Origin of the sequence: Priestia sp. TRN 1309 (genome assembly GCF_050846875.1) — a bacterium.
In the GTDB taxonomy this organism is placed as follows: domain Bacteria; phylum Bacillota; class Bacilli; order Bacillales; family Bacillaceae_H; genus Priestia; species Priestia zanthoxyli.
On record NZ_JBOZGM010000003.1, the window covers coordinates 261,406 to 287,438 of the forward strand.

Consider the following 26,033-nt stretch of genomic DNA (forward strand, 5'->3'; position numbering starts at 1 on the left):
TAGTATGATTTGGGTATACGCGTACAAAATGATTAAAAATAAAGAGAGAAAGAGACGAGATTTTCTCGTGTCGAATGCTAGAGGTGAAGTAGAGTATGTTAAGAAATCAAGGTTCTCGTTCGTCTCATCACCCTTCTTATGAGATGATTCGAGATAAAATTTTAAACGGTGAGCTTGAAGGCGGTACAAAAATCGTCGAAGAAAAATTAGCGAGCGAGCTTGGATTCAGCCGAACGCCGATTCGTGACTCCATTAGACGCTTAGAATATGAAGGACTGATTGTTCGAAAAAAAGTCGTGTCGCCGACAGAAAAAGATCTGCGCAACTTGTTTGAAGTGCGAATGCTGCTAGAAGGCTCAGCTTCTAAAGCTGCTGCGACTTTTTTATCTGATAACGAATTAGAAGAGTTAAAGGAATGCGTAGACATCGGAAGAAACGGCTCGTTTGAAGAAATTATGAGTGCAAATGAACGTTTCCACGCCATTATTGTGAATTCAAGCAACAATGACGTAATGATTAATATCATCGACCGCATGCAGTCCATCATTTACTTATTCCGTCATACCGTGGTGTTTTACAACCGCCCGTTTTTAATTGACGAACATGAAGAGATTTATAACGCGATTAAAGAACGCAATGCTGAAAAAGCAGAAGCATTAATGCAGGAACACCTTCAAAAAGACTTAGAGTTTTGCCTGCATTTACTTCAAAGAAGACAATAAAAAAGCTGCCAATCGGCAGCTTTTTTATACGTACATCTTTTCTTTTACAGAAATATCAGCTAACTGTCCGCTGCTGTTTTTGAACACCACGTGTTTTTTTGAAAACTTCGTTGGCGAATCAATACCAGCAGCTGCGGCTAAATTAAACAATCCTTCACGTAATGACAGCACGTAGTTGCACACGCGGTATGACTTTTCTTCAATAATAAGCGCTTTTTGCAGCTTTGGATCTGTTGTCGCTACGCCCACGGGACAACTGTTATTGTGACAAACTTGCGCTTGAATACAGCCAACGGAAAACATAAAGCCTCTGGCAATATTTACGCAGTCGGCACCCAGTGATAAAGCAGTCGCAATTTTATCAGCCGTTAGCAGCTTGCCCGATGCAAAAAGCTTTACTTCATCACGAACGCCATATTTTTTAAGCAGTTCATCCACAAAAGGAAGTCCTGAAAACAGCGGCACACCCGCTCCGTCCGCTAATTCTTGAAACGATGCGCCCGTTCCTCCTTCTGCTCCATCGATCGTAATAAAGTCAGGACCGCTTCCTGTCTCTTTCATATACGCCGCCATTTCTTCAAGGTCGTTTGTGTTGCCGACAACCATTTTAATCCCTACTGGCTTGCCGCCTACATCTCGAAGTTTTTCAATAAACTGGAACATTTCAGGATACGACGCGAACTCTTTAAAACGGTTTGGACTGTCTACAGACTCTCCCGGCTTCAAGTTGCGGATTTCTGCGATTTCTTCCGTTACTTTTGAACCGTCTACGTGACCGCCTCGCGTTTTGGCTCCTTGGGCCAGCTTAATTTCAAACGCTTTGATTTGCTTCATTTCACTTTTCTTTTTAAATTCTTCCCACGAAAATTCTCCTTCTTTTGTTCGAACGCCAAAAAGCCCGGGACCAATTTGAAAAATGATATCCACATTTCCTTTTAAATGATATGGTGACAGTCCGCCTTCTCCCGTGTTCATCCACGTGCCGCCTGCTCGTCCTAAACCTAGTGATAAAGCGGTAATCGCGTGGTCACCAAGCGCTCCAAAGCTCATGCCGGATTGACCGATTAATCCTTTTACAACAAACGGCTTTTTGCATGAAGGACCTATAACGATCGCTTCTTCATCTCGCAAATAAAACGGATCCGCTTCTTTCTCTTCTCGGTGCTCTCTTCGGCTAAATAAGTTATCAGCGTCCATTTTATATACTTTCGTTTTAATTTTTTGCGTATTATCCGCTTTCATTTCGTCGCGCTGCTTTGGAAACACCGCGTTTCGAATGTAATAGCCGGGTTCATTAAAATCACGCTCTGAGCCAAACCCCATCATTCGGTTGAGGTATTTACCTGACTTAACGGTTTGCTCGTATTGATTTCTAGAAAACGGCTTGCCTTCATTATTATTTAAAAATAAATACTGACGCAGTTCAGGCCCCATTTTCTCAAAAATATAGCGTATTTTCCCGAGCAGCGGATAGTTTCTCAAAACCGAATGCTCTTCTTGTTTTTCATCTTTCATCCAAAGAATAATAGCAATGATAACAGGCACTACAATCACAAGCATCATGACCGCACCAAAAATAAGTAAAATGATTTCAAACACTCCCATGATATCCCTCCTAAAAAGACTCTCCTATACGGAGAGTCACTGATTAAAGCATTCTGCTTAGTCCTTTTCGAAGCGGCGGCATTTCGAGCTCGTGTTCTTTGAAGAACTTTTTCATGATGTGCTTCGAATAATTGGCTGCTTGTCCGAATGAAATTTTGCCTGGAAGCGGCGGTTCGTCCGCAACAACAACATCAATCACCACAGGGACATTCGCAAGCGCTGCTTTTTCAAAAGCGGTTTCGAGCTCTTCGTATTTTTCAACGCGGTAGCCAATCCCTCCGCACGATTCAGCGAACTTCGCAAAATTCATTTCACCGAGCTGCGTTTGATAATCCAAGTGACCTTGAATGGCTTGTTCGTATTTAATCATGCCGATTTCACTGTTATTAAGGACGACGACAACGATCGGCAGCTTGTACTTCACAGCCGTCACAAAATCTTGCATGACCATTGTAAAGCCTCCGTCACCGCATACGGCTACCGATTGTTTTTCAGGATGAGCAAGCTTTCCTGCAATCGCAGCCGGAAGTCCGCAGCCCATCGTTGCCAGCCAGCTTGAAATGACAAATTTTTGATTCGTCATGCGGAAATGTCTCGCCATCCATACCGTCACGTTCCCGACATCAACAGATACAATCGCATCATCATCAACGATTTTTTGAAGCTTAGGAATGACTTGCTGCGGCTTGATTGGCGTACTCACTTCGTTTTCTTCTTTTTCTACGTGCTTCCACCAGTTTTCCATATTAACTTGACACTCTTCTAAGAAACGGCGGTTTTCTTGATAATCTAAATTATGCGCAAGCTGGGACAGCGTCGTTTTCGAGTCTCCGACTAAGCCAATCGATACAGGATAGCGTCTGCCGATTTGTGTAGCGTCAGAGTCCAGCTGAATCGCTTCAACCCCGTCCGGTAAAAACTCACGGTATGGAAACGAAGTTCCAATCATAATCAGCAAATCGGTTTCTTCCATCGCTTCATACGCCGGCTTTGTCCCAATTTGCCCGAGCTGCCCCAGGTTATAAGGATGATGATCCGGCAGTATTCCTTTACCCGGAAGCGTAAAGATAATCGGCGCCGCAATTTTTTCCGCAAACTGCGCTAATTCAAGCTTGGCGTGCTTGGCGCCTGTTCCTGCTAAAATAACCGGTTTTTTTGAATATTTAATCGCTAGAAGCGCTTTAGCTACATCTTCCGGGTCACTGTGAGAAATGGTTTTTGATACATTAGCAATTGGCGTTTTTTCATCAATTTTAATTGTTGAAGACGGAATATCATCTGGAATAACTAGAACCGCTACACCTTTTTTAGCGTAAGCCGTTCGAATCGCTTGCTGCAGCAGATGCGGAAATGATTCTGGCGAGTCTACTCGGTGATTAAACACCGACACATCGTCAAAAACACGTTCTAAATTCACTTCTTGAAATGATTCATTGCCAAGCTTGGCACGAGGCACCTGTCCGGCTAATACTAACACCGGCGCACCATCTGCTTTCGCATCATATAAGCCGTTTAACAAATGAATCGCACCCGGCCCTCCAATTGACAGACACACACCGATTTTGCCCGTGATTTTAGCGTAAGAAGATGCCGCAAGTGCGCCTACTTCCTCGTGACGGACTTGAATAAACTCAATTTCATCTTTTTCACTTCGCAGATTGTCCATAAAATGATTGATTGAATCTCCCGGCATACCGAAAATGTGATCGATATTCCATTCTTTTAATACCGACATAGCTGCTTTGCCAGCTGTAGTTTTTATCATATTCAGCCTTCCTTTCTTTAGCTTTGTTTCTATTCCATACCACAATGAAAGAAAGACAAAACAAGGAACTTTCCCATTTTTATGGAAAAGTCCCTTGTTTTCAGCTAAATAATTTAAATAAACTAAATTTTTTCATCGGCTCAGGCTCTAATTGATGCACCGGACGACCGTCGATAATCGCCTCTGCATTTTCAATAAAAAAATAAAGCTCTGACGCACCGTACATATCGGAAATATAATCATACGCTTTTGAAAGTGAATAGTCGTGGTAATTGCGAGCATGAACGCCAGAGGCAATCACGTGGGCGAAGCGGTATTTAATAAACGTACAGGCCGCTTTTCTTTCTTTTTTTCCGTTTAAACCGAGAATACTAGCGGCGCTTAGCTGAACGAGCACGCCTTTTTTAACAAGCTCATACAAACGCTCAGGGTGATCTCGGAAAATCGGATGACATTCTGGTGAACGTAGAATCGGCACAACGCCTTTTGTGAGAAGATCATACAGCGTTTTTTCAAAATAAGGTGAGATATCATATTCAGGCAGTGAAAGAAACAAATATTTATCGGTATGATTAAGCGTAAGAAGCTGATTTCGCTCATAGTTTCGCAGAAGTTGGGGTGATAAAGGAATAAGCTGGCCTGGTAACACTTGAAGAGGAATACATGAATTTGTAAGCCATTCATTAGCTGCATTTACATAGAGAAATAAATGGTGTTTCATAAACTCTTGATCGCTATCATAAAGCGGCGTCGCCACAACGGACTGAACGCCTTGATCCGCTAAGGAGCGCGCCATCTTCAAAAAACCGTCTACTTCCTCAGGTCCGCTATCGATATTAGGCAATATGTACGTATGAATATCAATCACTTTATTTCCCTCCCTGCGTCTTATATAGCTCTATTCTACGACGATTTCTAGTGTGAAACTATGTATTCTTCTCGACATTTACCTCCATGAACCCCGGAAAACCGCGTACTTTCCTGTCATCTACTTAACTAACAATATTTTACTATCACTCTATGTGAAAACGCAAACATAATTTGTAAAATAACTCCAAATAATGATGATAAAAGAAGGGATTGGAATAGGTCTTTGTATGCAAATACCCTGATTAAACAGAAGTTAATCAGGGTACAAAGGGAAAAGTTAAAAAATTCCTAGAAATTTTGTTTTTTTGATGCGTTCAGGCTCTTGTTTATAAACAGCCTTCCCGCTCGCAATAGCCTCAGCATTTTCCATGAAATGATAAAGCTTGCTGTTGCCGTATTTTTTAGAAACAGCTGAATAGGCTTTTTGCAGGCCGTACTGCTGGTAATTTTCACGATTCACACCTGATGCAATAACGTGTGCTAATCCGTGATCAATAAACTGATAAGCTGCTTTTTTAGCTTTACTGCCATTGCTGCCCAGCACACTTTGTGCAGACAGCTGAACGACTGCTCCATTTTTTACTAGCTTGTACAAGTGCGGAGGGTTCTCCACAAATAATGAATGGCACTCAGGCTCATTTAAAACCGGTACAATACCTTTTAGCTGAAGCTCGTAAGCAATATTTTCTAACACTTCAATTTCCACGTCTTGTGGAATGTGTAAAAACATATATTTTTCATTTTCATTTATTGTCATCGTGTAATACTCTTCATTTGATACAATCATATTGGTAGAGGCAATTACTTTTTGACCTGGTAAAACGCTTAACGAAATAGAAGATTTTCTTAACCATTCATTCGCAAGATCCACGCCTTCTTTATAGCTGGAATCTTTTCCGTCATAAAGAGGTGCTGCTACGGCTTCTGTTACTCCTTGTTTCACTAATACATTTGCCATTTCTAAAAATTCTTCTACACTTTTGGGACCACTGTTCACATTTGGCAAGATATTGGTATATATATCTATCATTTTTTTCTCCTCTTTCTATGCCTCAGATCATGGATAGTATTCCATGAATTATATTATATCACAGGGCTTTTTTTCTATCTTCTAGCATAAGTATCTATTTTTGCTCATGCTCTCTTTTGGGATTGATAGACGTTCCTTTTGTATTGAAATGTGGCATTCTTTTCTTGAAGAAAATGTTAAAAATAAATAATGGAAAATGAACGAGATAGAAAATGAGTAAATATACCTAAACACTGATTGACTTTTCTCTTCTTCTTCGTTTATAGTTTTTCTATATGTGTCTAAAAATGAGAAAATATTGTAGGAGTTGTAGATGAATTTGAAGAAAAAAATTGACATTCTAGGAAGCTGTGTTTCTAGAGACCCTTTTGCTATGTTTGACCATCAATATGAAATTAATGAGTATTTTGCTAGAACGAATATTATATCGCTAGCATCCAAACCTGTTGGACTATCTATTCGAGGCATCCACATTGAGTCCAAATTCCAGCGTAGAAGTGTATACAATGATCTTAATAAACTTTTCTTAAAACATGTGGATGAAGAGCCTGCCGACACGTTAATCATTGACTTACTCTCTGAAAGATTAAGACTTATGAAACGCGGAGAATCTTACATCGCCCTTTCCAAAGAATTTGCTCAATCTAATTTAATGAATGATTTAAAGAGTAAAAAAATTGTAGAACGCACTGATGAATTATGGGAAAGCTCTGCTGATAAAATATGCGAAAGAATCAACGCAAGCAGCATTTCAAAAGTCATTATTCATAAAGCGTTTTGGAAAGAAAAATATGTAGATAAAGAAGGAAACGTTCAAGTTTTTGAAAATCAAGACGAAATTCAACGTCACAATCAACAATTAGAGTATATGTATACATACCTTGGCAACAAAATTAACAATAGTACATACCTTGAAATAAAAGAAGAATTTATGGCAGATGAAAATCACAAATGGGGTCTTACGCCAAGACACTATCAGCCAGCTTATTATGAAAGATTTTTAAAGCAGCTTAACGCTTTACTTTTACCTGTTGTAACAAATTAAAAAATAAAAGCACGCACCTTTTTTATAAGGTAGCGTGCTTTTTCATCATTATGAATTAGTAAAATACTCAGAGAGAAATTTGAACCATACCTTCTCCCCTTCTTCGTTCGGTTGACCATTTTCATCAGATAAATACTTTAAAATGCCTTCCTCATTATAATCTGGCCATGCACTCCAATGATTTACAAACTCGTATCCATTTTCTTTAGCAAAGGTTTCTAAAGCATTTACGTCGTTAGGGTAATTCTGAGCTTGATAGACCGGAGCTGATGGTTGAAAAATAGTAACTAGGTCTTTATTTTCACTTTCAATATGCTTCATAATAATTTGCAAGTTATCAATTGTATTGTTAATACCTACTACGCCGTTATCATTTAATAAAAATGGTTCAAAAAGCAAGATATCAGGCTTTGCTTTTGTAATGTCTTCATACGTTTTTGATTTCACAAATTGTAATGTATTCATTTGTTTGTATTCATACAACTCTACATTTATTAAATCTGTCCCATATGTATCTCCTAGTTTATCTTTCAATAAAGTTCCCCATGTCTTTACATCTTTCTCGGGAGCAGATCCTACAATTACAAGCTTTACGGGATTTCCTTTTTTCTTTGCGTTTTCTAATTTTTTTACAATTGATTCCGGCAAGTTCTTAGTCTCAGTTTGCATATCTTTTTCTGTTTCTGCTGCGCTTACTCTAGTAGGCTTTGATTCAAACTGCTTGTCTAATTGATGATTCCAGTACATCTTTCCTGCTACTAAAGACGAGATAAAGATGAGAATAGCAAATACGTTAATTAAAATTTTCATAAAATGTCTCCCTTACTATATCTTTCTTTTTTTCTTTTATTATAATATAATTTTAAAGTACATGAAGAAATTTGATTAAATTTGTCATTTTTTTAATCATTTTGACGTGTTTTACGATGAAAAAGATAAGAATAATGGCTTACATAGAAGACATTTATTTTATCAATACATAAGGAAAAGGAAGAGAGGTTCCACATGGAAGAACAAGTACAACCTTCAAATGCGCGCAGACGCAAACGAAAAAAACCGAAAAAGAAACGCGCGTTCAAAATTATTCTTGGTATTATTTTAGTATTAATTCTAGGTGTAGCAGGCTATGCATATAGCATATGGCATTCTGTTGAAAAGACATTCACACAAACTCACGAACCGTTAAAACGTGATGTATCTGAAAAACGTTCAACTAAAGTGAGCCTGGCAAATGGAGATCCTATTTCTATTTTACTATTAGGAGTAGATCAGCGTGCCGGTGACCGCGGACGTTCAGATTCTACTATTTTAATGACGGTAAACCCAAAGACACAGTCTATGAAGATGGTCAGTATTCCACGTGATACGCGTACTGAAATTGTAGGAAAAGGAACACAAGATAAAATTAACCATGCTTATGCTTTTGGTGGCGTAGACATGTCCGTAAATACGGTAGAGAAATTCTTAGACGTTCCCGTAGACTACTACGTTCAAGTGAATATGGAAAGCTTTAAAGACATTGTAGACGCTGTTGGCGGCGTAACTGTAAATAATACTCTTGCGTTTAATTACGACGGCTACAGTTTCCAAAAAGGACCTTTAAAATTAGATGGTAAAGAAGCATTGGCTTTTACCCGTATGCGTAAACAAGACCCTCGCGGTGACTTTGGACGTCAGCAGCGCCAGCGTCAAGTAATTGAAGGCGTTATTGACGAAGGAGCTAGCGTTCAGTCTTTAACAAACTACGGTACAATTCTAGATGCAATTGGCCAAAATGTAAAAACAAACCTTACGTTTGATGATATGAAGCAAATTCAATCAAACTATAAAGACGCACGTAAACATTCAGAACAGCTTCAAATAGATGGAAAAGGCGAAAAAATTAACGGTATCTATTACTATGCCGTATCTGATGACACGCGTAACCAACTATCTGCTGAATTAAAAGAAAGTTTAAATCTAAAATAAAAAAAGATCGCGGGAAATATCCCGTGATCTTTTTTATTTATTATGATTTTGTTACTTTTACTAATTCTGTGCTTTTTGCAACAGCTTTTTCTTTTCCAGCTTTCACGTATACGCGTACACGATAGTCGCCAGACTTCGTTAACTTATAAGCCAACTCTTTTTTTGAAGAGTAAGGGATTTTTTGGAATAGCTTGCCGTCTTTATAAACGGAGTAAGCGTATTTAAGGTCTTTCCCTTCCGCTGTTGTTTTTACTTCTAAGCGTTTGTCTCCTACGTTTTTAATAGAGACTTTGTTTAATGCTGTTTTTTCTTGTTGAGTTTGTTCCGTTTTAGTTGGTTTGCTTGCAGTCTCTTTGTCATTGCTGCAGCCTGTGAATAATAATGCACCTGCTACGATTGGAATTAATACTTTTGCTTTCATTAGAGATCCTCCTTGAATAGTAGATATATCAATCTACATATCTATTCTCAATATTATTAAAATGCTTTATAAACCTTATGTATAAAACATTAAAATCGCTAAAAACAAAGACAGCATAGATAAAATGCCTACTTGAAAATAAAGCTTGAACGTTTTTCGTCTTTCTTTTTTCCGTTCACGTCGCTTTGTACGCTGCTCTAACGAGTATAATGGCTGATTATACTCACTCTTTTCATTCATCAAGGCATATTCATCTTTTGCCTGATTAGCCAGCATATCTAGTTTATACTGCTTTTTCTCTTCATCAGTTAATCCATTAAACCATTTAACAAACTCTTTATATTTTTCTAAAACAACACGAGTGCCGCCAAATTGCTTTAACTCTCCAAAGTGAATCCACATGACTTTGTTGCACACACTGCGGATTTGAGTCAACGAATGACTTATAAAGAAAATCGTTTTACCTTGTTCTTTAAATTCATTAATCTTTTTCAAACATTTATCGTAAAATGTTTGATCTCCTACTGATAAAGCCTCATCTACTACCAATATATCGGGATTGGTATGAACAGAAATGGCAAATCCAAGCCTTGATTTCATACCGCTCGAATAGTTTTTTACCGGCTGAGTAATAAACTTTCCGATATCAGCAAATTCGATGATATCAGGAGTGATTTTTTTTATCTCTTCTTTCGTTAGTCCATGCATCAGACACTTCAATTCGATATTTTCTAATCCATTTAAGTTATTATTTAACCCTACCGAAATAGCAATTAATGATGTTTCACCATTGATTTTAATATCACCTGACGTCTGAGGCACAACTTGCGACAGCAAGTTAGAAAGAGTTGATTTTCCTGATCCATTAATTCCTACAACACCAATTGTTTCTCCTTCATTTACGGAAAAAGAAATGTTTCTTAGTGCGTAAAAGCTTTCATTTTTCTTTTTTGGAAAGAAAATTTCAAGTAGTTTATCGGATCTTTTTTTATATAAAACATACTTTTTACTAACGTTCTCAAATTGAACTTTTAGTGCCATAGATTACGCTCCTAGATTACAAGTAATCGATGAATTTATTTCTGAATTTCAAATGCAGGATTGATCCTACTGTTAGTATTAATAATGTGATAACCCAAAAATATAATGTGTATATCCAATCCTCATAAAACCAACCGTAACCTAACAATGAATATCTAAATCCTTGCACGATGTAAAAGAGTGGATTTAATTTTAAAATCGTTTCATATACATGTGACAATTTAGACGTATCCCATAAAATAGGCAATAAGTAAAGCACCATTCTCATTAATGATTGTAATATTTGCTGAAAATCTCTTATTAACGTTGAAATAGTTGATGTTAGCAGCGTGAGTGCAAATAAAAAAACAAATAATGCTACTAAATAATATGGCAATTGAAGTAAATACCATCCCGGATTAATTCCGTAAATAACGAAGATAACTCCCATAACCAGCATCATGATGATGAACTGAAAACTGTTACTGACAATCGTGACAGTTGGCAGTACGCTGACTGGAAACTTCATTTTTGAAACCAAACTTACCCTTGCATACACACTGTTTGAACCTTGAGTAATGGAAGGACTAATAAAAAACCAAGGAATTAACCCTGCAATTAGCCATACAAAGAATGGAATTCCGTGTACGGGTGCTCCTCCACGAATTCCTAATCCAAAAACAAGCCAGTACAGAAGAATCTGTATGGCAGGTCCTAAAAACTGCCATACAGCTCCAAGATAGTGCATTTGGTATTTACTTTTTGCATCATAAAGAGATAATCTCAATATTAAATGAAAATTCGAGGATTGTTCTTTCAAAATCCTCCCTACAGAATTCATGCCATTACTTCTTCCTTCTTAAGGAATGCATGTAGGTTACCATAGTTAATGTAGCTGAAATCGTCAGAACGGTTAGCTACCACGTTTTTCGTATCGAAAATACGTTTTGTTGCCATACCTTCTAATTCGCTCCAGTTTAATTCTTTGAATTCATTATGGTCTGTTAACACAAGAACTAGGTCAGAGTTGCGTACAGCTTCCTTGATATCTTGTTCAACCCAATCTTGTTCCACGTGAGGATCAAATGCGCGAATTTCGTATTTGCCTTCTGCTTTTAATAAGTCATAGATTTCCATTGCCGGACTTTCACGGATATCGTCTACGTTTCCTTTATATGTTAAACCAAATACTGTCACAACGCGGCCGTCTACTTTTTCCATTAGAGCATTTGTGTTGTCTACTACGTATTGAGGCATAGACGTGTTAATTGTTCTTGCTAGATTAATAAGCTGAGCTGTTTTAGGCGCTTTTGCAACGATGAAATATGGGTCTACAGCCAAGCAGTGTCCGCCTACACCCGGTCCTGGTGTATGAAGGTTTACACGCGGATGCTTGTTAGCCATTTGAACAACTTCTAATGCATCGATTTCTAATTCGTTACATACTTTTGTTAATTCGTTTGCTAACGCGATGTTTACGTCACGGAATGTGTTTTCCATTAGTTTTGACATTTCTGCTGTTTTTGCATCTGTTTTAATGATTTCACCTTGTACAAATGTGCTGTATACCATTGCACCAGCTTCTGTACAGTTTGGCGTAAGTCCTCCAACAATACGGTTGTTGTGGATTAGTTCGTGAAGAATTTGTCCTGGAAGTACACGCTCTGGACAATGTACTAAGAACACGTCTTTTCCAACTTCAAAGCCAGCTGCTTCTACTAACGGTTTAACATGGTCATCCATGCTGCGCGGTGCGATTGTAGATTCTACGATTAATACGTTTCCTTTTTCTAAGTAAGGAATGACGTTGCTTACAGCGCTTAATACATATGATAGATCACAAGATTTGTGTTGGTCATCATGGTTTGGTGTTGGTACAGCTACGATGAATGCATCTGCTTTTTCCGGCTGTAATGCTGCGCGGAATGTACCTTTTTCAATTACTTCATTTAATGCTTCCTGCAGACCAGGCTCTTCTAAATGGATTTTTCCATTGTTTAATGATTCAATTACGCGTTGACTCACGTCTACACCTACAACATCCACATCATGTTTTGCAAACATAATAGACGTTGGTAATCCAATATATCCTAATCCTACTGTACAAAGTTTCATTTTATTTCCTCCTGTGTTAACTGCTTAATAATGTTTTATATAAAGACACTATTTGTGTCTCTAACCGCTTTTTGTTTGTATTGATTTCTTACAAAAATTCTACATCTGTATTCGCCTTTAGCTCTTGGCTTATAGCGGAAAATTTCTTCCTCAATATAAGACGTTTTATGAACGATTTTATCGTCTTTGTAAATGTAGTATGCGTACTCCAAATTGCCGTGGCCTTCTGTATCACATCTTGCAATAAAGTAGCTCTTGTTATCTTTTAAAAGAGCTCTTTTAATTTTAAATGGCACGTGTTCGACATACTGCACATCTAAAATTTCGCTAATCGTTCGGCCAAGATACAGAGGAAAATAACCTTTTAAGTCTTTATGATTTGCTCGATCTTCTAAATCTAGCGTTACTTTATACCCTCTGTCTTTTAGCTGGTGATACAGCGGAAGAACATGACTTTTGTGATGATAATCCCACGTTCCTACATACAAACGGATGTCTGGTGCGCTATCTACAGGCTGATCTAGTAAGTTAAATAGAATTTGATTTAAGTATTCTTTGTTTACATTATCCGAGCCTGAAATATACTCTGCAATATTGACATGCTCTGCCTGATCAATCAAAAAGTCTCCTAATTTACTTTGAGGAGCACCGGCAATTACTTGTCCAAAATGATACTTAATTCCATAGTATAACGCCGCATAGCCGCCTTTAGACGAGCCTACGGTCATGACATTTTTGTGCGTAAAACCGTGCTTGGACATAATATATTGAATAAGCGAAGATACGCTTGTTTCAATCACATGATTTCTATTTTTGCCTAAGTAGTAAGAGCCTTGTTCACCAAAATCATCTAAAATGAAAAGTTTATTTGCTCCAACTTCATCTAACGTTTTCATATAATTATATACATAATGATATTTATTAGCTAAAGCAGAAAAGACAATAACCAATTTATCCTGTAATGTCTCATCAGCTGCTGGAACAAAATGATACTTCACGCCATTCATAGATTGATAATGTGACTCTAATTCAAATGGCCCTTGATCTCTTGCTGCGATTTTATAATTCGCCAAGCGGAATTCTGTTACTACTTCAACCGAATCTTCGCCGCTGCTGAAATCCAGCTCAAGCACAGTAGCAGGCTGTTTCGATTCCATTTTAGGAAATACCCATCCTTGCACGTGCGGAACTGTCTGTTCACGCACTGCTCGTATATTGACGTCTGTAGTAGACGTAATTTCAAGTTCAGCTACTTTGTTATTGTTTCTAAATAACTCCACAATTTGATCTCTTACGTGAACTTCTAAGTCCGGAGCTACATGCCAAAACAGCTTGTATTGATGAGTATCTTCTGAAGCGACGTGATCACGTACAGTGATATGCTCAAGCTGTTTGTTATAGCGTACGTTACGCGTATGAGTAACTCCACTATAACGTTCATTCACTCCCGTTGCTTCCGAGCAGTCTTCCGTTAGCTGATAATCTTTTATATATACTTTTTCGTGCTGATGATCCACTCGAGGGAGACCGCGTCCATCCACGATTAGCGTGTTGTGTCCAAATGAAGAATACGCATACTTCGTAAACTTATCTTTGTAATTATATCCATTTGGCCCAGCTTCTGTAATGATATCACCGTTTGAATAAATGTGCATATTTAAGTCATCACTGTGCTTATGGTAACTAGTGTGATAAGCCGCGGAAAACAGTACGTACGTTTCTTTTTCTTTTCTTTCCCATCCGCTTCTGAAAATCGCATAACCGGAGTCTTTGAACACCGCATCTTTTTCTACAGGCATTCTACCAGCTTTCCCTTGATGAACTGCATATAGAAACTCTTCACTTTTGTACAAGCTTCGATAGCTGCTGTTTACAACAGGCTTAGACTCTGTATCACAAAGAGGCGGGAATAATCCGTCTGGTCGAATAATATAGGTTGCATATTTTTCCGTCTTTTTAAATAAATCAACGAAAAACTTTGCGTGGTTAGGGCTCAAATCCTTCAGCCATACAACCAATTTATTTAAATAATTGGATACAAGAAAATGATAAGACGGCGAATGTTCCTTATGTACGCCTTCTTCTGTATACACATAGGTAAAGTAATCTACAAGACGCTTTAATGCAATATCACGATAACGATCCGACTCATTATCTGCTTCTTCGAAATACATCGCGTAAGCAAGCAAAGAAATATCTTGGAACATGCCGTGATTTGTATTTGTTGAATGAAAATCATCTTGAGACAGTAAATTAGCTGTTTTAGCCATATTTTCTAAGATAAGCTGTTCATCCGACGAAGCAAGCTTGTCCTTCGCTAAGATGTATAATCTCAGCCAATACTGTAGACGCATTGCCGTTGTTTCATCGTGAAAAGCCATTTCATTTGAACCATTAGGATAAGGATTTTTTTGAATCCAATCTTTGACTAAACCAATGGCTTTATCTTTGTACTGCTCTTCTTTTGTCTCTTCGTAAGCATCTGTCAAACATCCTAAAAAAGTATGACCATGAATCAAGCGTAAAAAACTTCTAGATTTATCTTCATTCCATAGAATTCCTTTTGGGTATCGAATGACCCCAAAAGGCGGAAGCGGATATTTATTACCCATAATGTTTTTAGCAGCTGCTAGCGGATCTTTATTCCGACTTTTCGGTAAGATCCTCATCAACTTTTGAATTTTTTCTTCATCCAATGCCGTTAATGCTTTTTTTGTATTTATCATTCAGTCATTTCCCACTTTCTCATATGCGCGCTGTACGCATACAAACTATAAATTTCAAAAGGAACTTATAGATTAACTTAAAACAGGTTCCGCAACGTTCACAATTAACTCTTCCCATTGATTCGCTACTTTTTCAGCTCCAAAGTGCTGCTTTACATACTCTTTTAAAGAAGCTTGAAGCTCTGTATCTGTTTCTTTTGAGTTCAGTGCTAGAATACGCGCTACTGCTTCCTCAACATCCGATAGAAGATACTCTTTAGGATAAATTGTATCACTGCCATCCCAGTTGAGAATAATTGGATAAGCGCCTGAAGCCATCCCTTCACTTGGTGAAAGGTGGAAACTTTCAAAATCACTTGTTGATAGAACAATTCCTACCTTTGAAAGCCATTCAGAAATATCGCCGAACCCTTCAAAAATAACAGCGTCTTTCCACGGAGCTTTTTCGATACGATTAAAAATTGCTTCGTAATATTCACGCTCTTCTTCTTTATTCCACAGCCACGAATATTCCTGCGGCATTTTTCCTTTAACAAACAGCTTATAGCGATTATCTTGATGCCATAACTTATCTAGCATATCTACAGCCAAGTCTAGACGCTTTCGCTGCGGACAAATTCCAATAATGCCTAAATGATACTTAGCGCCTTCCGTTTTGGAGCCATCCACTTTTTCTGTATCTACTACGTTATAAATCATCGTCATCTTTTCACGCGGAAAATTAAACGTTCGATAAAACTCTTCATATACGTATGGAGAAATCGCGATAATTTTATCGATATTTTCTATGTTAAAGCTATGAGGATAAATCGTATCGCGCTCTTGAAGATGCATGCGTACAATTAAATGCTGGTGAGGCTTTTTATGATGAGAGTACCACACTGCATTTCCAAGTCCCCATTCACAAACAATAACGTCTGCCCACTCTAAGCAAGCTTGGCTATGCTCTTCATCATGAGCATTATGGCCACTCCACTCGTCCGTTTTAATTTCAAACCCCGGACGGCTTGCCAAACGGTCCATAATGATACGTGCAAATTTTAAATCATGTCCTGCAAATAATATCTTTTTCATTTTTGTAACCTCACAGCTCTATTTTATTTACCATAGCAGTGATGTCGTCCTTGCTGCTATCTTCTAATTTCAAGTAATTAAATTTGTCATTACTAAAGAACTGCTTGCCGTATTTAGCATATGAGGCAAGACTTTGATCTTGTTCAAAGAGATTAATTACTTGCTCAAGCGAAAGATTGCTGTATACATTTGTTTTAGCAACGGAGCTCTGTGAAGATAACTCTCTTACAAACTCGTATTCTTGACCTGCATTTTTCTCTTCAAGCTTTCCGTTTTCCACACTGTAGTGAGTCGTTTTACCAATAAAGTCACTGTCCGTAAACGTTGTGCTCAGCATTAAATCTAGTAAATAATTTTGCCCGTAATAGCTGTCTTGGCTAAAGTACGTTACATACTCACTTGAAATCCAATCGCGAATGTTTAAGTAGTTGTGCATATAACTGCGAACAAACGTGTGAATAGTTTTTGTGTTGTATTTATTATAAAGATCTAAATAGCCATCAAATGTATCTACTAAAATATATAATTGCTTATTGTCATAAGCTTGACGGTTAAATTGATCAATGATGTTCTCAAACTCTTGACGCGTATTAGCAATCGCGACTACCGTAACGGTTGGCAGTTCAAAAGCAAAGTTTAAGCCCACTTTCTCAATAATGTACTCTAAGCGATGCGTATACGTATGCTTAGTTAATACATCTCGAATACCCGTTAATGCTTTTTCTTCGTAGTAACGTTCGTCTTCTAAAAGCTGCTTGAATTCTTCATGCAAACTCGTTGGATCTTCAGACATATAAACAAGATCACCGAAAATTTCTCCAATTCCCTGTGCGTACGTACTAATAACAGGCGTTCCACATGCTAACCCTTCATACACACGGCGAGAGAACATCGTAGGAGATTCTTTTACTGTATTTACGTTAATCATAACTTTGTAGCCTTTATATGCTTTATCAATTTCGTAATACTTTAAGTTTCCTTTTACATAAGGAACAAAGCGATCCGGGAATTGATGATTTGGCATAAGACCTTTTAAGTTTTGAATATAGTTTCGATCGTAAATATCTAGTCCCACTTTAGCCGCAGCATCTAATAAACGATCCATATCAATACATCTTTCTTCATGATGACGATAATAAGATCCAGCGAAACATGCTTTGTTTTCGCGTTCATCCACGATTTTAATTGGATTATGAATAGCCGGCTGAGCAGCAAACGGTAGCGCAAATGCGTTTTGATGTCCAGCTCTTTCTTGGTAGTAAGGAACCATGTTTTCATCCGTTGTGAAAATGTAATCAAATCGTCTAGCTGTTTCAATAAAACGATTAAAGTGAACAGGATCTTCCTTGTTCCAAAATACAGTTGGCACATTATGCTCTTTACACCAAGCTAACAGTGAGTAAAGAGGCTTCATATTCTCTTCTCCGTAGTAACCAACACGCTTATTCCAAACGCCTCCGTTACCACGCCAAGCAGATTCAACCATTAACAAGTCTGGCTGTTCCTTTGTCATAACCTCAAGCCAGTTATCCGGCGTCATTTTAATTAATTTGCACTCATGTTCATAAGAAGCCGTCGTAAATTCGTCAAAAATAACCGCCATCTTCATTTCTTTGATCGGCTTTGGAGGAAGCATGTTAAATGCATCTACTTCTTGTTTTGCTACGTAATCTAATAACTGCTCTCGTTCAATGCTTTTCATTTCATTAATAGAAATCGTATGAACACCAAATTCACCTTTTCCAGAAACGCGTAAAGCAATTCGGAACTGTGTAATATCAGGATGAATTTGAACTTTTGTCATTGAGTTAAATTTTAGCTGCAGCACTTGAAGCTTTTCTTCATCTGAATATCCAATAAACATTGGAATCACAGCTACATCTTCATCTGCTTTGCCTTTTACAGTGAACTCATATTCAAATCCTTTTTGCATCGTCATGATATGGTGAGTCGGAAGCATTTTAAAGCTGTTATTTGTTTCTTTATACGAAATATAGCTGTTTTTTCCAGCTTCAATACTTACTGAACCGCGCAGCCCTTTTTCTGATGTAGAAAGCTGTACTAATTTCTTCGCGCTTGCAAACCAATCTGAAGCTTGTAGCTCTAGCCGTGCACTGTTGGTAATTTCAATTGGCTTTTCTTGAATGTTAATTTGCAGCCCTTTAAAGAATCCGCTCTCCGTCACACGTATTAAAAACTCAACGTGTTCTGTATCTTTTTTGAAACGTAGTTCAGCTTTTTCATTCAGTTCAAGCTGATGAATTTCATTTTGCTTGCTGTTTTTATATCCTACGGCATATACAACTAACTCAATACCTTCGTACACTTCACCTGCTGGCGTAATCACATACGTAGAATCATGATCAACAGCTACTGAGATATTTTCACTTGTGTTAAAGTGCTGAGCTGTTAAATGAATGAATTCCTGCCCTTTTAACTTAGATTGAAACAGCTGGTTCCAAGGATGATAAATAACACCATTATTTGACTCTTGCCATCCTTTAAGAGAGTGTTCGTTAAGAGCATATTTAACAGGTGCATCAACCGTCATTTTAGGAACGGTTACTTCAACATCATGAACCCACCAATAAGACACGTTGTTGATGATGATATCATCAAGCTTAAATTCACCTTTACCAGATACTCTCACTGCTAGACGAATAGCGTTATATTCTTCTTGGAACTGAATCAGCTTTTTATTGTTTAACTTTAATTCATCTGTTCCTACTTTTTTCCCGTCTTGGTAAAAGACAATAGCAAGACGTACATCAACAGAATTCTCTTTCTCGCCTTGAAAGCAAACCGATAGTGTATCATCATGAACAGCCACTGGACTTGCAGGCTGAGCAGAGAAAGCAGCATTTCCTTCTCTATGCGTTACATACGCGAATTGCTTATCTTCAAAACTTACGTTGAATTTCTTGTTAAATGGATCATAGTATAATTGATCGGACTTAGGCATGTACCACTGATTTTGTTCTAAAACAATATAATTTCCTTCTGTCAAAAGCTCGCTTTGATTCCAGAATCCTCGGTCATTAATTAACATGCTCTCAATTTTAAATGTTCCCTGCCCTTTCACGCGCAGCGCTAAGCGGATAGAATCAGTAGATTGAGAGAACGGTATAATGCCTTCACTGTTCATTTCAAATCTATGTATACCTACTTTTTGACGATTTTTATATTCAATAATGAATAACTCGACGGAGACACTTTCACTTTTTGTCCCTTTGAAGACAAGCGTTTGCTGACTTGAAAAGTCAAACGCAATATTTTCTTCTACAGGAGCTTGTTGAAAGTCGATATTCTGCTCGCGATAAGTTAGATACGTATAGTTGTTAGAATTCAAATCAACAGTAAAACTTCGGTCGTCTTCATTAAATGAAACAGCAACTTGATTCTTTTTAAACCAGCCGCTATTCGCTTCGACTTCTGAAAACTCTAGGCTTGGAATGCGATGTGCTTTTGCCCAATCTCTTTTTTGCGTAATCGACTTCATACGCTTTTGAATATCACTGATCATTATCTATGCCCCTTTGTTGCTTTATTTGTACCCATTCGCTTTCGAACCGTCCAATATTTTAGCGTTAACTTTCCTAGAAAAGAACGGCTGATAGCCGCATATCTTTTTTCTAGCATCGTATAACGTTTTTGCAAATCCTGGTACTCTTTTAATTCTTTTTCTCTTATGTTTAATTGTTCGATTAGTTCCGATTTAACCACTTGAAGTTCTTTTTCCAGAACTTCTACAGATACATGGCTATGGAGTTTGACACCCATACGCGTAAGTTCCTCCTTTTACGTTATATTGCTTGATAGACTTTCAAAAATTGAACTTGTTCACTTTCCCAGTTGTACTTGAACTTCGCTGTTTTACAGTTGTTGCTCATCGTTGCACGCAGCACAGGATCTCGTAATAACTGATTAACAGCACTCGCAATCTCTTTGTAATCATGCGAATCTACACACAATCCAATATGCTCGCCTTCTACTACTTTTTTAATCTCCGGAAAATCGCATGCTACTACCGGTACATCGCTCATAATGTATTCAAATAACTTATTTGAAGAAGCCGAATAGTGATTGAAGCACACATTATTTAATACTTGAAAACCTAAGTACGCATTTTTTGTATACTTCGGCAAGTCCTGCAATGGCACTTTTGGAATAAACTTCACTTTATTTTCTAACTTCATTTCCGCTACCATACGCTCTAGCTCTGGCTTGATGCGTCCGTCTCCAATAAAGACTAACGTTCCTTCTTTAAATAACGGAGCCGCTTGAACAAGCTTTTCAAGGCCTCGTCCCGTTTGGATGCCGCCTTGATACAACAGAATTTTTTCATTTTCAGGAAGCCCTAAGCGTTCGTGTAAATTCACTTGTTGCTGCTGCTTCTTTTTTGGTCGAAACGGATAGTTATAGACAACGTTTGGATAGAAGCCATATAAATCTTCATTGTATTTGGCACGCGTATGATTTTCTACAATCATAGAGTCAATTTTATTAATAAAGAACGACTCCATTTTTGCGTATACGCCGCTGTCGTAGCCCGTTCTGCTCGTTTGTACCTCGTGAGAATCATACACAAGATACTTACGCTTAAAGCGAAGCTTGGAGCATATAAACCCTTGAGGCAACGTATTTAAATCATTCGAGTGATAAATCTCGTATTTCTTCTTCCTGCCTTTTAAAATCATCCTTAAGATAATGCTTCCTCTTACCCAGACCACTTGCAGCTTCGTTTTTAATAACAGCACGGCTACGATCGTAACAGGAAGAACTACATAAGGAGCTACGTACGCTGCTCCTAACCACAGCAAAAAAGCGATCAGAGCAAGCACTTTATATTTTAGAAGTGCACGGTACGCTTTTTTCATAAAAAGCAGCGAAGAAGGATAACGCTTTACGCGATGAACGTGAAAATGTTCATTTACTTCTTCATACTGTTTTAAATCCGGATTGTTCGGATCATGAATACAAATTAAATCAACGGCGTAACCATTCTCTGATAAAGCCGTACATTCGCGCAGGACGCGCGCATCATTGGTGAAATGATTCCATACAAACATACAGACATTTTTTCTCATAATACTTCAACCTTATCCACTGATTCTGTCTGCTCCACATGAAGCGGTTCAGAACTTTTATTCTCAATTAAACGTATTAATACTTCGATATTTTTTTCCCAGAAGAAATGCTTCTTCACATAATTTAAGCTATTGCGAGACATTTCACCTCTTTTAGAAGGGTGCTGATACAAGTACAGAATATGTCTGAGCATCTCATCTGCTGTATTTGTCTCTGATACAATTCCAGCTTCATGCGAAACAATTACGTCTTTTGCATAGCCAGAAACCGATGCGACAATCGGGATTCCACACGTCATATAATCAATGATCTTACCAGGAAGAACCGTTTCAAATACTTGCTTACCGTTCAACGTCACAATTCCAATATGATGTTCAGAAATAATATGTAAGCACTCTTGACGAGTAGTTGGTTTAATAAATCGAACATTCGTTAGCTTATGCTCTTTGGTAAAACGTACAAATTCTTTCTTTTTAAACCCATATCCCATAACCGTCAATTCAATATTATACTCATTTAGTTCTTTTGCAAGGTCCATTAGAACCGTTACATCTTGAGCTAAACCGATATTGCCTGCATACATGACTTTAAATACATCGCTTCCAGATTCAATCATCGAAATTTCATTACGATTTGCAGCATTAGGCATAAAATGAATTTTGTTTAACGGAATGGCATACTTCTCTGTCATAAACCGAATAAAGCCTTCACTGTTTACAATAATATGATCAGCTTTCACATAGAGAATTTTCTCTAGGCGGCTGAAAACAGAAATAACGACCGGATAATTGAACACCCCTACGCCTTTTAACGATTCAGGCCATAAATCTCGAATGTCTAAAATAAGCGGCCTTCGATAACGGTATTTGGCAAGCAGCCCGACGACAGCAATAAAAATAGGCGGAGACGTAACGAAAACCACATCGTACTGTTTTCGGTCAGTTAAAATGAATAACATCATTTTAAAAGCAATTTCTAAATAATACATTAAACGATTGATAATACTTCTAGAATACTTGCGATTTTTCACACCAATGCGCGTTACATCATTTTCTTCATCAATTGACTCATCATCCCAAAACTGTTCGCCATGATAGATCTTTTTATTTGGATATGTGGGCTCAGTCGTCAGTACATTTACGTCATAATTTTCATCTTTTAAGAGTTTATATATATTTTTTATACGATTTCCTGCACTACCGATTTCAGGATAAAAATGTTGAGAAATCACAAGTACCCTTTTTGTCAAAGCAACTTCACTCCAATACAATTTCACTAGCTCGACAAGCGAACTAGTGAAACATCAATTAAGCTTTTACGTTTTCTCTTTGTAATAGCTCATCCATAAATGTAAGTAAATCATCACGTAAATCTTCATGCTGAAGAGCAAATTCTAGCGACGTTTGAATAAATCCTAGCTTTTCACCCACATCATAACGTTTGCCTTCAAAGTCGTAAGCGAATACGCGCTGAATTTCGTTAAGCTTTTGAATCGCATCCGTTAATTGGATCTCTCCACCTGCGCCTACTTCCTGCTGTTCTAAAAACTTGAAGATTTCAGGCGTGAAGATATAACGTCCCATAATAGCTAGATTAGAAGGTGCTGTTCCTAATGCTGGCTTTTCAACAAATGTATCCACTTGATAACGGCGACCATTGCTTGAAATAGGATCTACAATTCCGTAACGGTTCGTTTCGTTTTCTGGAACCGTCTGCACACCAATCACAGAAGATAACGTTTCATCATACTGATTCATTAACTGACGCAAACAAGGCGTTTCTGCTTGAACAATGTCGTCTCCGAGCAGCACAGCAAAAGGCTCGTCCCCAATAAATTTGCGCGCACACCAAACCGCATGCCCTAATCCTTTTGGCTCTTTTTGACGGATGTAGTGAATTTCTACGTTCGCTGATTGACGCACTTTCTCTAGAAGCTCGAACTTTTCCTTTTCTACAAGGTTTTGTTCTAGTTCAGGAGCATTATCAAAATGATCTTCAATTGCACGCTTTCCTTTACCGGTTACAATAATAATATCTTCAATACCAGACTCAATTGCTTCTTCAATGATGTACTGAATAGTCGGTTTGTCTACAATTGGAAGCATTTCTTTTGGCATTGCTTTTGTTGCCGGTAAGAAACGTGTACCTAATCCCGCAGCTGGAATAATTGCTTTTTTTACTTTTGACATGATTAAACTTCCCCCATCTACTAATTACTTATTTTGAGCGTTAAAATATTCGCTAATCGCATCGGCAATACGTTTTGAAGCAAGTCCATCACCGTACGGGTTCGATGCTTTAGACATACGCGCATATTCGTCTTCATTTGTTAAAAGCTCTTTAGCAAGTGAATAAATCGTTTCTTCTTCTACACCTGCAAGCTTTAATGTGCCAGCTTCAATTCCTTCAGGACGTTCGGTTGTATCACGAAGCACTAATACCGGTACACCTAATGAAGGAGCTTCTTCTTGCACGCCGCCTGAATCCGTTAAAATGATATGAGCACGTGAAGCGAAATTATGGAAGTCTACTACTTCTAGAGGTTCAATTAATTGAATGCGAGGATCATTTCCTAACACTTCGTCTGCCAATTCACGAACAACAGGATTTAAATGCACAGGATAGACAACTTGTACGTCATCATGTTCCTCTACAATTCGTTTGATCGCACGGAACATATTGCGCATTGGTTCACCAAGATTTTCACGGCGGTGAGCAGTTAACAGAATTAAACGGTCATTGCCCACACGATCTAGTACCGGGTGAGAATATTCTTCTAATACGGTTGTTTTTAGTGCATCGATTGCCGTGTTTCCTGTAATAAACAACGTTTCTTCTTTTTTGTTTTCTTGCAATAAGTTGTGCGCAGATTTTGTAGTAGGAGCAAAATGAAGGTCCGCTAATACTCCTGTTAACTGGCGGTTCATTTCTTCCGGGTACGGAGAATATTTATTCCATGTACGAAGTCCCGCTTCTACATGACCTACTTTGATTTGATTATAAAAAGCCGCAAGACCTGCGATGAAGGTCGTTGTCGTATCGCCGTGCACAAGTACGATATCAGGCTGAACTTCTTTCATGACTTGATCTAGTCCTTGAAGTCCGCGTGTTGTTACGTCCATAAGCGTTTGACGGTCTTTCATAATGTTCAAGTCGTGATCCGGTGTAATATCAAACACACGCAGCACTTGGTCTAGCATTTCACGGTGCTGAGCTGTTACTGTTACGATAGATTCAAATTCTTCTGAACGTTTATTTAATTCTAATACAAGAGGAGCCATTTTGATGGCTTCTGGACGTGTTCCAAAAATCGTCATTACTTTAATACGCTGTTGCAATGCAGTCACCTAGTTTCATTAAATTATGTATAAAAGCACTAGTATTTTTAATAGAAAATACTAGTCTCTTTTTTTATAAAGTTCTTGTTCTTTCTGCTGAATGGCATGTGCTAAATGTTTCTTTAAAATCAGCAGCTGATCGTAAGATGCATCTTGGTAAATATACCGCACAGCCTTTTTTACACTCTTAGGTAAATGATCAAATTCTTTCATAATTTCTATACTGCTCAATAGCTTCTACCCTCTAGGCATTAAAAAATACCTAGAAACTTTTTCCGCATAATTTTTTCTGGAGATTCCTTGTAACACTGTGTACCGTCGATAACGCACTGAGCGTTTTCTAGAAACATATAATAATAGTCTCTTCCATGCTCACTCTCAATCACATCAATCGCGGCTTGCATATGAAAAGAGCGATGTTGGAGGTTATGGGCGTCTGAGGAAACAAAATGCACGAGGTTGGCGTCTATTAACTGGTGAGAAAATTTCTTTATTTTCTTTCCAAAGTGTCCAACCAAGCTAGAAGCTGTAACTTGAGCTAATGCTCCTTTATTAATAAAGTTATAGAGAAGATCAGGGTCTTCTAACAACCGACTGTTTCGTTCTGGATGGACAATAATAGGGATGATTCCCTGTGATTGAATATCAAACAGCAGTCGCTCTGCGTATCGAGGGACTTGACTAGAAGGAAATTCAACAAACAAGTATTTTCCCGTATTGTTTAAAGTGAGTATTTTGTCTTGATGATAGTCGTCTAAGATTTCACCGTAAATACGGTTTTCTTGGCCAGGTAAAATGGTTAATGGCACTCCTTCACGAACTAATAAACTATTTAATTGTTCAACACTCTGTAAAATAGCTTCTTTTTCATTGAGATATCTGCCATTCTGATGATGAGGCGTGGCAACAATAGCCGTAATGCCTTCTGAGACAGCTCGCTTTGCCATTTCAATACTCATCTCACTACTTGCAGCACCGTCATCGACATTAGGCAAAATGTGACAATGTAAGTCAATCATCTACCCTCACCCCTATCCTTCTTAAGACCTAATTAAAGCAATACTTATGTTAGCATATTACAACATGTATTTCTATGTCTTTTTTTGTCGAAACATCTGCAAATCAACACCCTGTAAATATTTAAGAATAGTCTGAATATATCTATTCATTTCATTTGAACTACTAAACAAGCCCTAAAATGTGCTGTTCATCGAGAAAAACCTACTTTTTAGCTATCATGTAAGTA

The 26,033-nt window shown here is 37.9% G+C and carries 22 protein-coding genes; 3 read left to right on the forward strand and 19 right to left on the reverse strand.

The genetic code is table 11. The features are described from left to right. Positions 1-95: 95 nt before the first annotated feature. Positions 96-722, forward strand: a complete 627-nt coding sequence (locus ACRPLQ_RS13615) for a GntR family transcriptional regulator (RefSeq protein WP_432236061.1) — start codon at positions 96-98, stop codon at positions 720-722. Between the two features lie 24 nt (positions 723-746). Here ACRPLQ_RS13615 and ACRPLQ_RS13620 read toward each other — a convergent pair whose 3' ends face one another. The 4 genes from ACRPLQ_RS13620 to ACRPLQ_RS13635 all read right to left on the reverse strand — a co-directional run bounded on the left by ACRPLQ_RS13620 (position 747) and on the right by ACRPLQ_RS13635 (position 5,992). Further along, positions 747-2,327 (reverse strand): FMN-binding glutamate synthase family protein, encoded by a 1,581-nt coding sequence (locus tag ACRPLQ_RS13620; RefSeq protein WP_432236062.1) that lies wholly within the window; start codon positions 2,325-2,327, stop codon positions 747-749. A gap of 43 nt (positions 2,328-2,370) precedes the next feature. Then, positions 2,371-4,092 (reverse strand): pyruvate oxidase, encoded by a 1,722-nt coding sequence (locus ACRPLQ_RS13625; RefSeq protein ID WP_432236063.1) that lies wholly within the window; start codon positions 4,090-4,092, stop codon positions 2,371-2,373. 100 nt (positions 4,093-4,192) lie between these two features. Then, complete coding sequence (locus ACRPLQ_RS13630; protein ID WP_221817964.1) at positions 4,193-4,960, reverse strand: tyrosine-protein phosphatase; 768 nt, start codon at positions 4,958-4,960, stop codon at positions 4,193-4,195. A gap of 279 nt (positions 4,961-5,239) precedes the next feature. Then, complete coding sequence (locus tag ACRPLQ_RS13635; protein WP_406901620.1) at positions 5,240-5,992, reverse strand: CpsB/CapC family capsule biosynthesis tyrosine phosphatase; 753 nt, start codon at positions 5,990-5,992, stop codon at positions 5,240-5,242. 313 nt (positions 5,993-6,305) lie between these two features. Between ACRPLQ_RS13635 and ACRPLQ_RS13640 the strand changes: the two genes are divergently transcribed. Next, positions 6,306-7,037: a DUF6270 domain-containing protein gene (locus ACRPLQ_RS13640; protein ID WP_432236064.1), complete on the forward strand. Its 732-nt coding sequence runs from the start codon at positions 6,306-6,308 to the stop codon at positions 7,035-7,037. A 48-nt stretch (positions 7,038-7,085) separates the two neighbouring features. Here the strand turns inward: ACRPLQ_RS13640 and ACRPLQ_RS13645 are convergent, their stop codons facing one another. After that, positions 7,086-7,847 (reverse strand): SGNH/GDSL hydrolase family protein, encoded by a 762-nt coding sequence (locus tag ACRPLQ_RS13645; RefSeq protein ID WP_432236065.1) that lies wholly within the window; start codon positions 7,845-7,847, stop codon positions 7,086-7,088. A 195-nt stretch (positions 7,848-8,042) separates the two neighbouring features. Here ACRPLQ_RS13645 and ACRPLQ_RS13650 point away from each other — a divergent pair, with 195 nt between their 5' ends. After that, on the forward strand, positions 8,043-9,005 hold the full coding sequence (locus tag ACRPLQ_RS13650; protein ID WP_432236066.1) for a LytR family transcriptional regulator: 963 nt from the start codon (positions 8,043-8,045) through the stop codon (positions 9,003-9,005). Between the two features lie 40 nt (positions 9,006-9,045). On the opposite strand, the gene ACRPLQ_RS13655 is transcribed toward ACRPLQ_RS13650, so the two are convergent. From ACRPLQ_RS13655 to ACRPLQ_RS13720, 14 genes are all read right to left on the reverse strand, one after another. After that, positions 9,046-9,426, reverse strand: a complete 381-nt coding sequence (locus ACRPLQ_RS13655) for a triple tyrosine motif-containing protein (protein WP_043979836.1) — start codon at positions 9,424-9,426, stop codon at positions 9,046-9,048. A gap of 75 nt (positions 9,427-9,501) precedes the next feature. Further along, entirely contained in the window at positions 9,502-10,467 is a 966-nt protein-coding gene (gene tagH, locus ACRPLQ_RS13660; RefSeq protein WP_049166343.1) for a teichoic acids export ABC transporter ATP-binding subunit TagH, read from the reverse strand. Between the two features lie 16 nt (positions 10,468-10,483). Then, positions 10,484-11,287: an ABC transporter permease gene (locus tag ACRPLQ_RS13665; RefSeq protein WP_049163404.1), complete on the reverse strand. Its 804-nt coding sequence runs from the start codon at positions 11,285-11,287 to the stop codon at positions 10,484-10,486. Beyond that, the gene (locus ACRPLQ_RS13670) at positions 11,284-12,561 is read right to left on the reverse strand and encodes a nucleotide sugar dehydrogenase (protein WP_043979840.1); all 1,278 of its coding nucleotides are present in this window, start codon (positions 12,559-12,561) and stop codon (positions 11,284-11,286) included. Before ACRPLQ_RS13670 ends, ACRPLQ_RS13665 begins: the two co-directional genes overlap by 4 nt. Before the next feature lie 35 nt (positions 12,562-12,596). Next, entirely contained in the window at positions 12,597-15,287 is a 2,691-nt protein-coding gene (locus ACRPLQ_RS13675; protein WP_432236067.1) for an accessory Sec system protein Asp2, read from the reverse strand. A 72-nt stretch (positions 15,288-15,359) separates the two neighbouring features. Next, the gene (locus ACRPLQ_RS13680; RefSeq protein WP_432236068.1) at positions 15,360-16,361 is read right to left on the reverse strand and encodes a glycosyltransferase family 4 protein; all 1,002 of its coding nucleotides are present in this window, start codon (positions 16,359-16,361) and stop codon (positions 15,360-15,362) included. A gap of 10 nt (positions 16,362-16,371) precedes the next feature. Beyond that, complete coding sequence (locus tag ACRPLQ_RS13685) at positions 16,372-19,884, reverse strand: CgeB family protein (RefSeq protein ID WP_432236069.1); 3,513 nt, start codon at positions 19,882-19,884, stop codon at positions 16,372-16,374. Continuing rightward, positions 19,884-20,141: a hypothetical protein gene (locus tag ACRPLQ_RS13690; protein ID WP_043979847.1), complete on the reverse strand. Its 258-nt coding sequence runs from the start codon at positions 20,139-20,141 to the stop codon at positions 19,884-19,886. Before ACRPLQ_RS13690 ends, ACRPLQ_RS13685 begins: the two co-directional genes overlap by 1 nt. A 23-nt stretch (positions 20,142-20,164) precedes the next feature. After that, positions 20,165-21,451 carry a glycosyltransferase gene (locus tag ACRPLQ_RS13695; RefSeq protein ID WP_432236167.1) on the reverse strand — a complete coding sequence of 429 codons (1,287 nt, stop codon included), beginning with the start codon at positions 21,449-21,451 and terminating at the stop codon, positions 20,165-20,167. After that, entirely contained in the window at positions 21,445-22,698 is a 1,254-nt protein-coding gene (locus ACRPLQ_RS13700) for a glycosyltransferase family 4 protein (protein WP_432236070.1), read from the reverse strand. The genes ACRPLQ_RS13695 and ACRPLQ_RS13700 overlap by 7 nt, the downstream gene beginning before the upstream one ends. A 58-nt stretch (positions 22,699-22,756) precedes the next feature. Continuing rightward, complete coding sequence (galU, locus tag ACRPLQ_RS13705; protein WP_043979854.1) at positions 22,757-23,638, reverse strand: UTP--glucose-1-phosphate uridylyltransferase GalU; 882 nt, start codon at positions 23,636-23,638, stop codon at positions 22,757-22,759. A gap of 24 nt (positions 23,639-23,662) precedes the next feature. Then, the gene (gene wecB, locus ACRPLQ_RS13710) at positions 23,663-24,787 is read right to left on the reverse strand and encodes a non-hydrolyzing UDP-N-acetylglucosamine 2-epimerase (RefSeq protein WP_432236071.1); all 1,125 of its coding nucleotides are present in this window, start codon (positions 24,785-24,787) and stop codon (positions 23,663-23,665) included. Positions 24,788-24,847: 60 nt separating this feature from the next. Then, a complete protein-coding gene (locus ACRPLQ_RS13715) occupies positions 24,848-25,018 on the reverse strand; it encodes a hypothetical protein (RefSeq protein ID WP_157876213.1) in 171 nt (56 codons plus the stop codon). A gap of 20 nt (positions 25,019-25,038) precedes the next feature. Further along, positions 25,039-25,806 carry a tyrosine-protein phosphatase gene (locus ACRPLQ_RS13720; protein WP_432236072.1) on the reverse strand — a complete coding sequence of 256 codons (768 nt, stop codon included), beginning with the start codon at positions 25,804-25,806 and terminating at the stop codon, positions 25,039-25,041. Between the last annotated feature and the right edge of the window lie 227 nt (positions 25,807-26,033).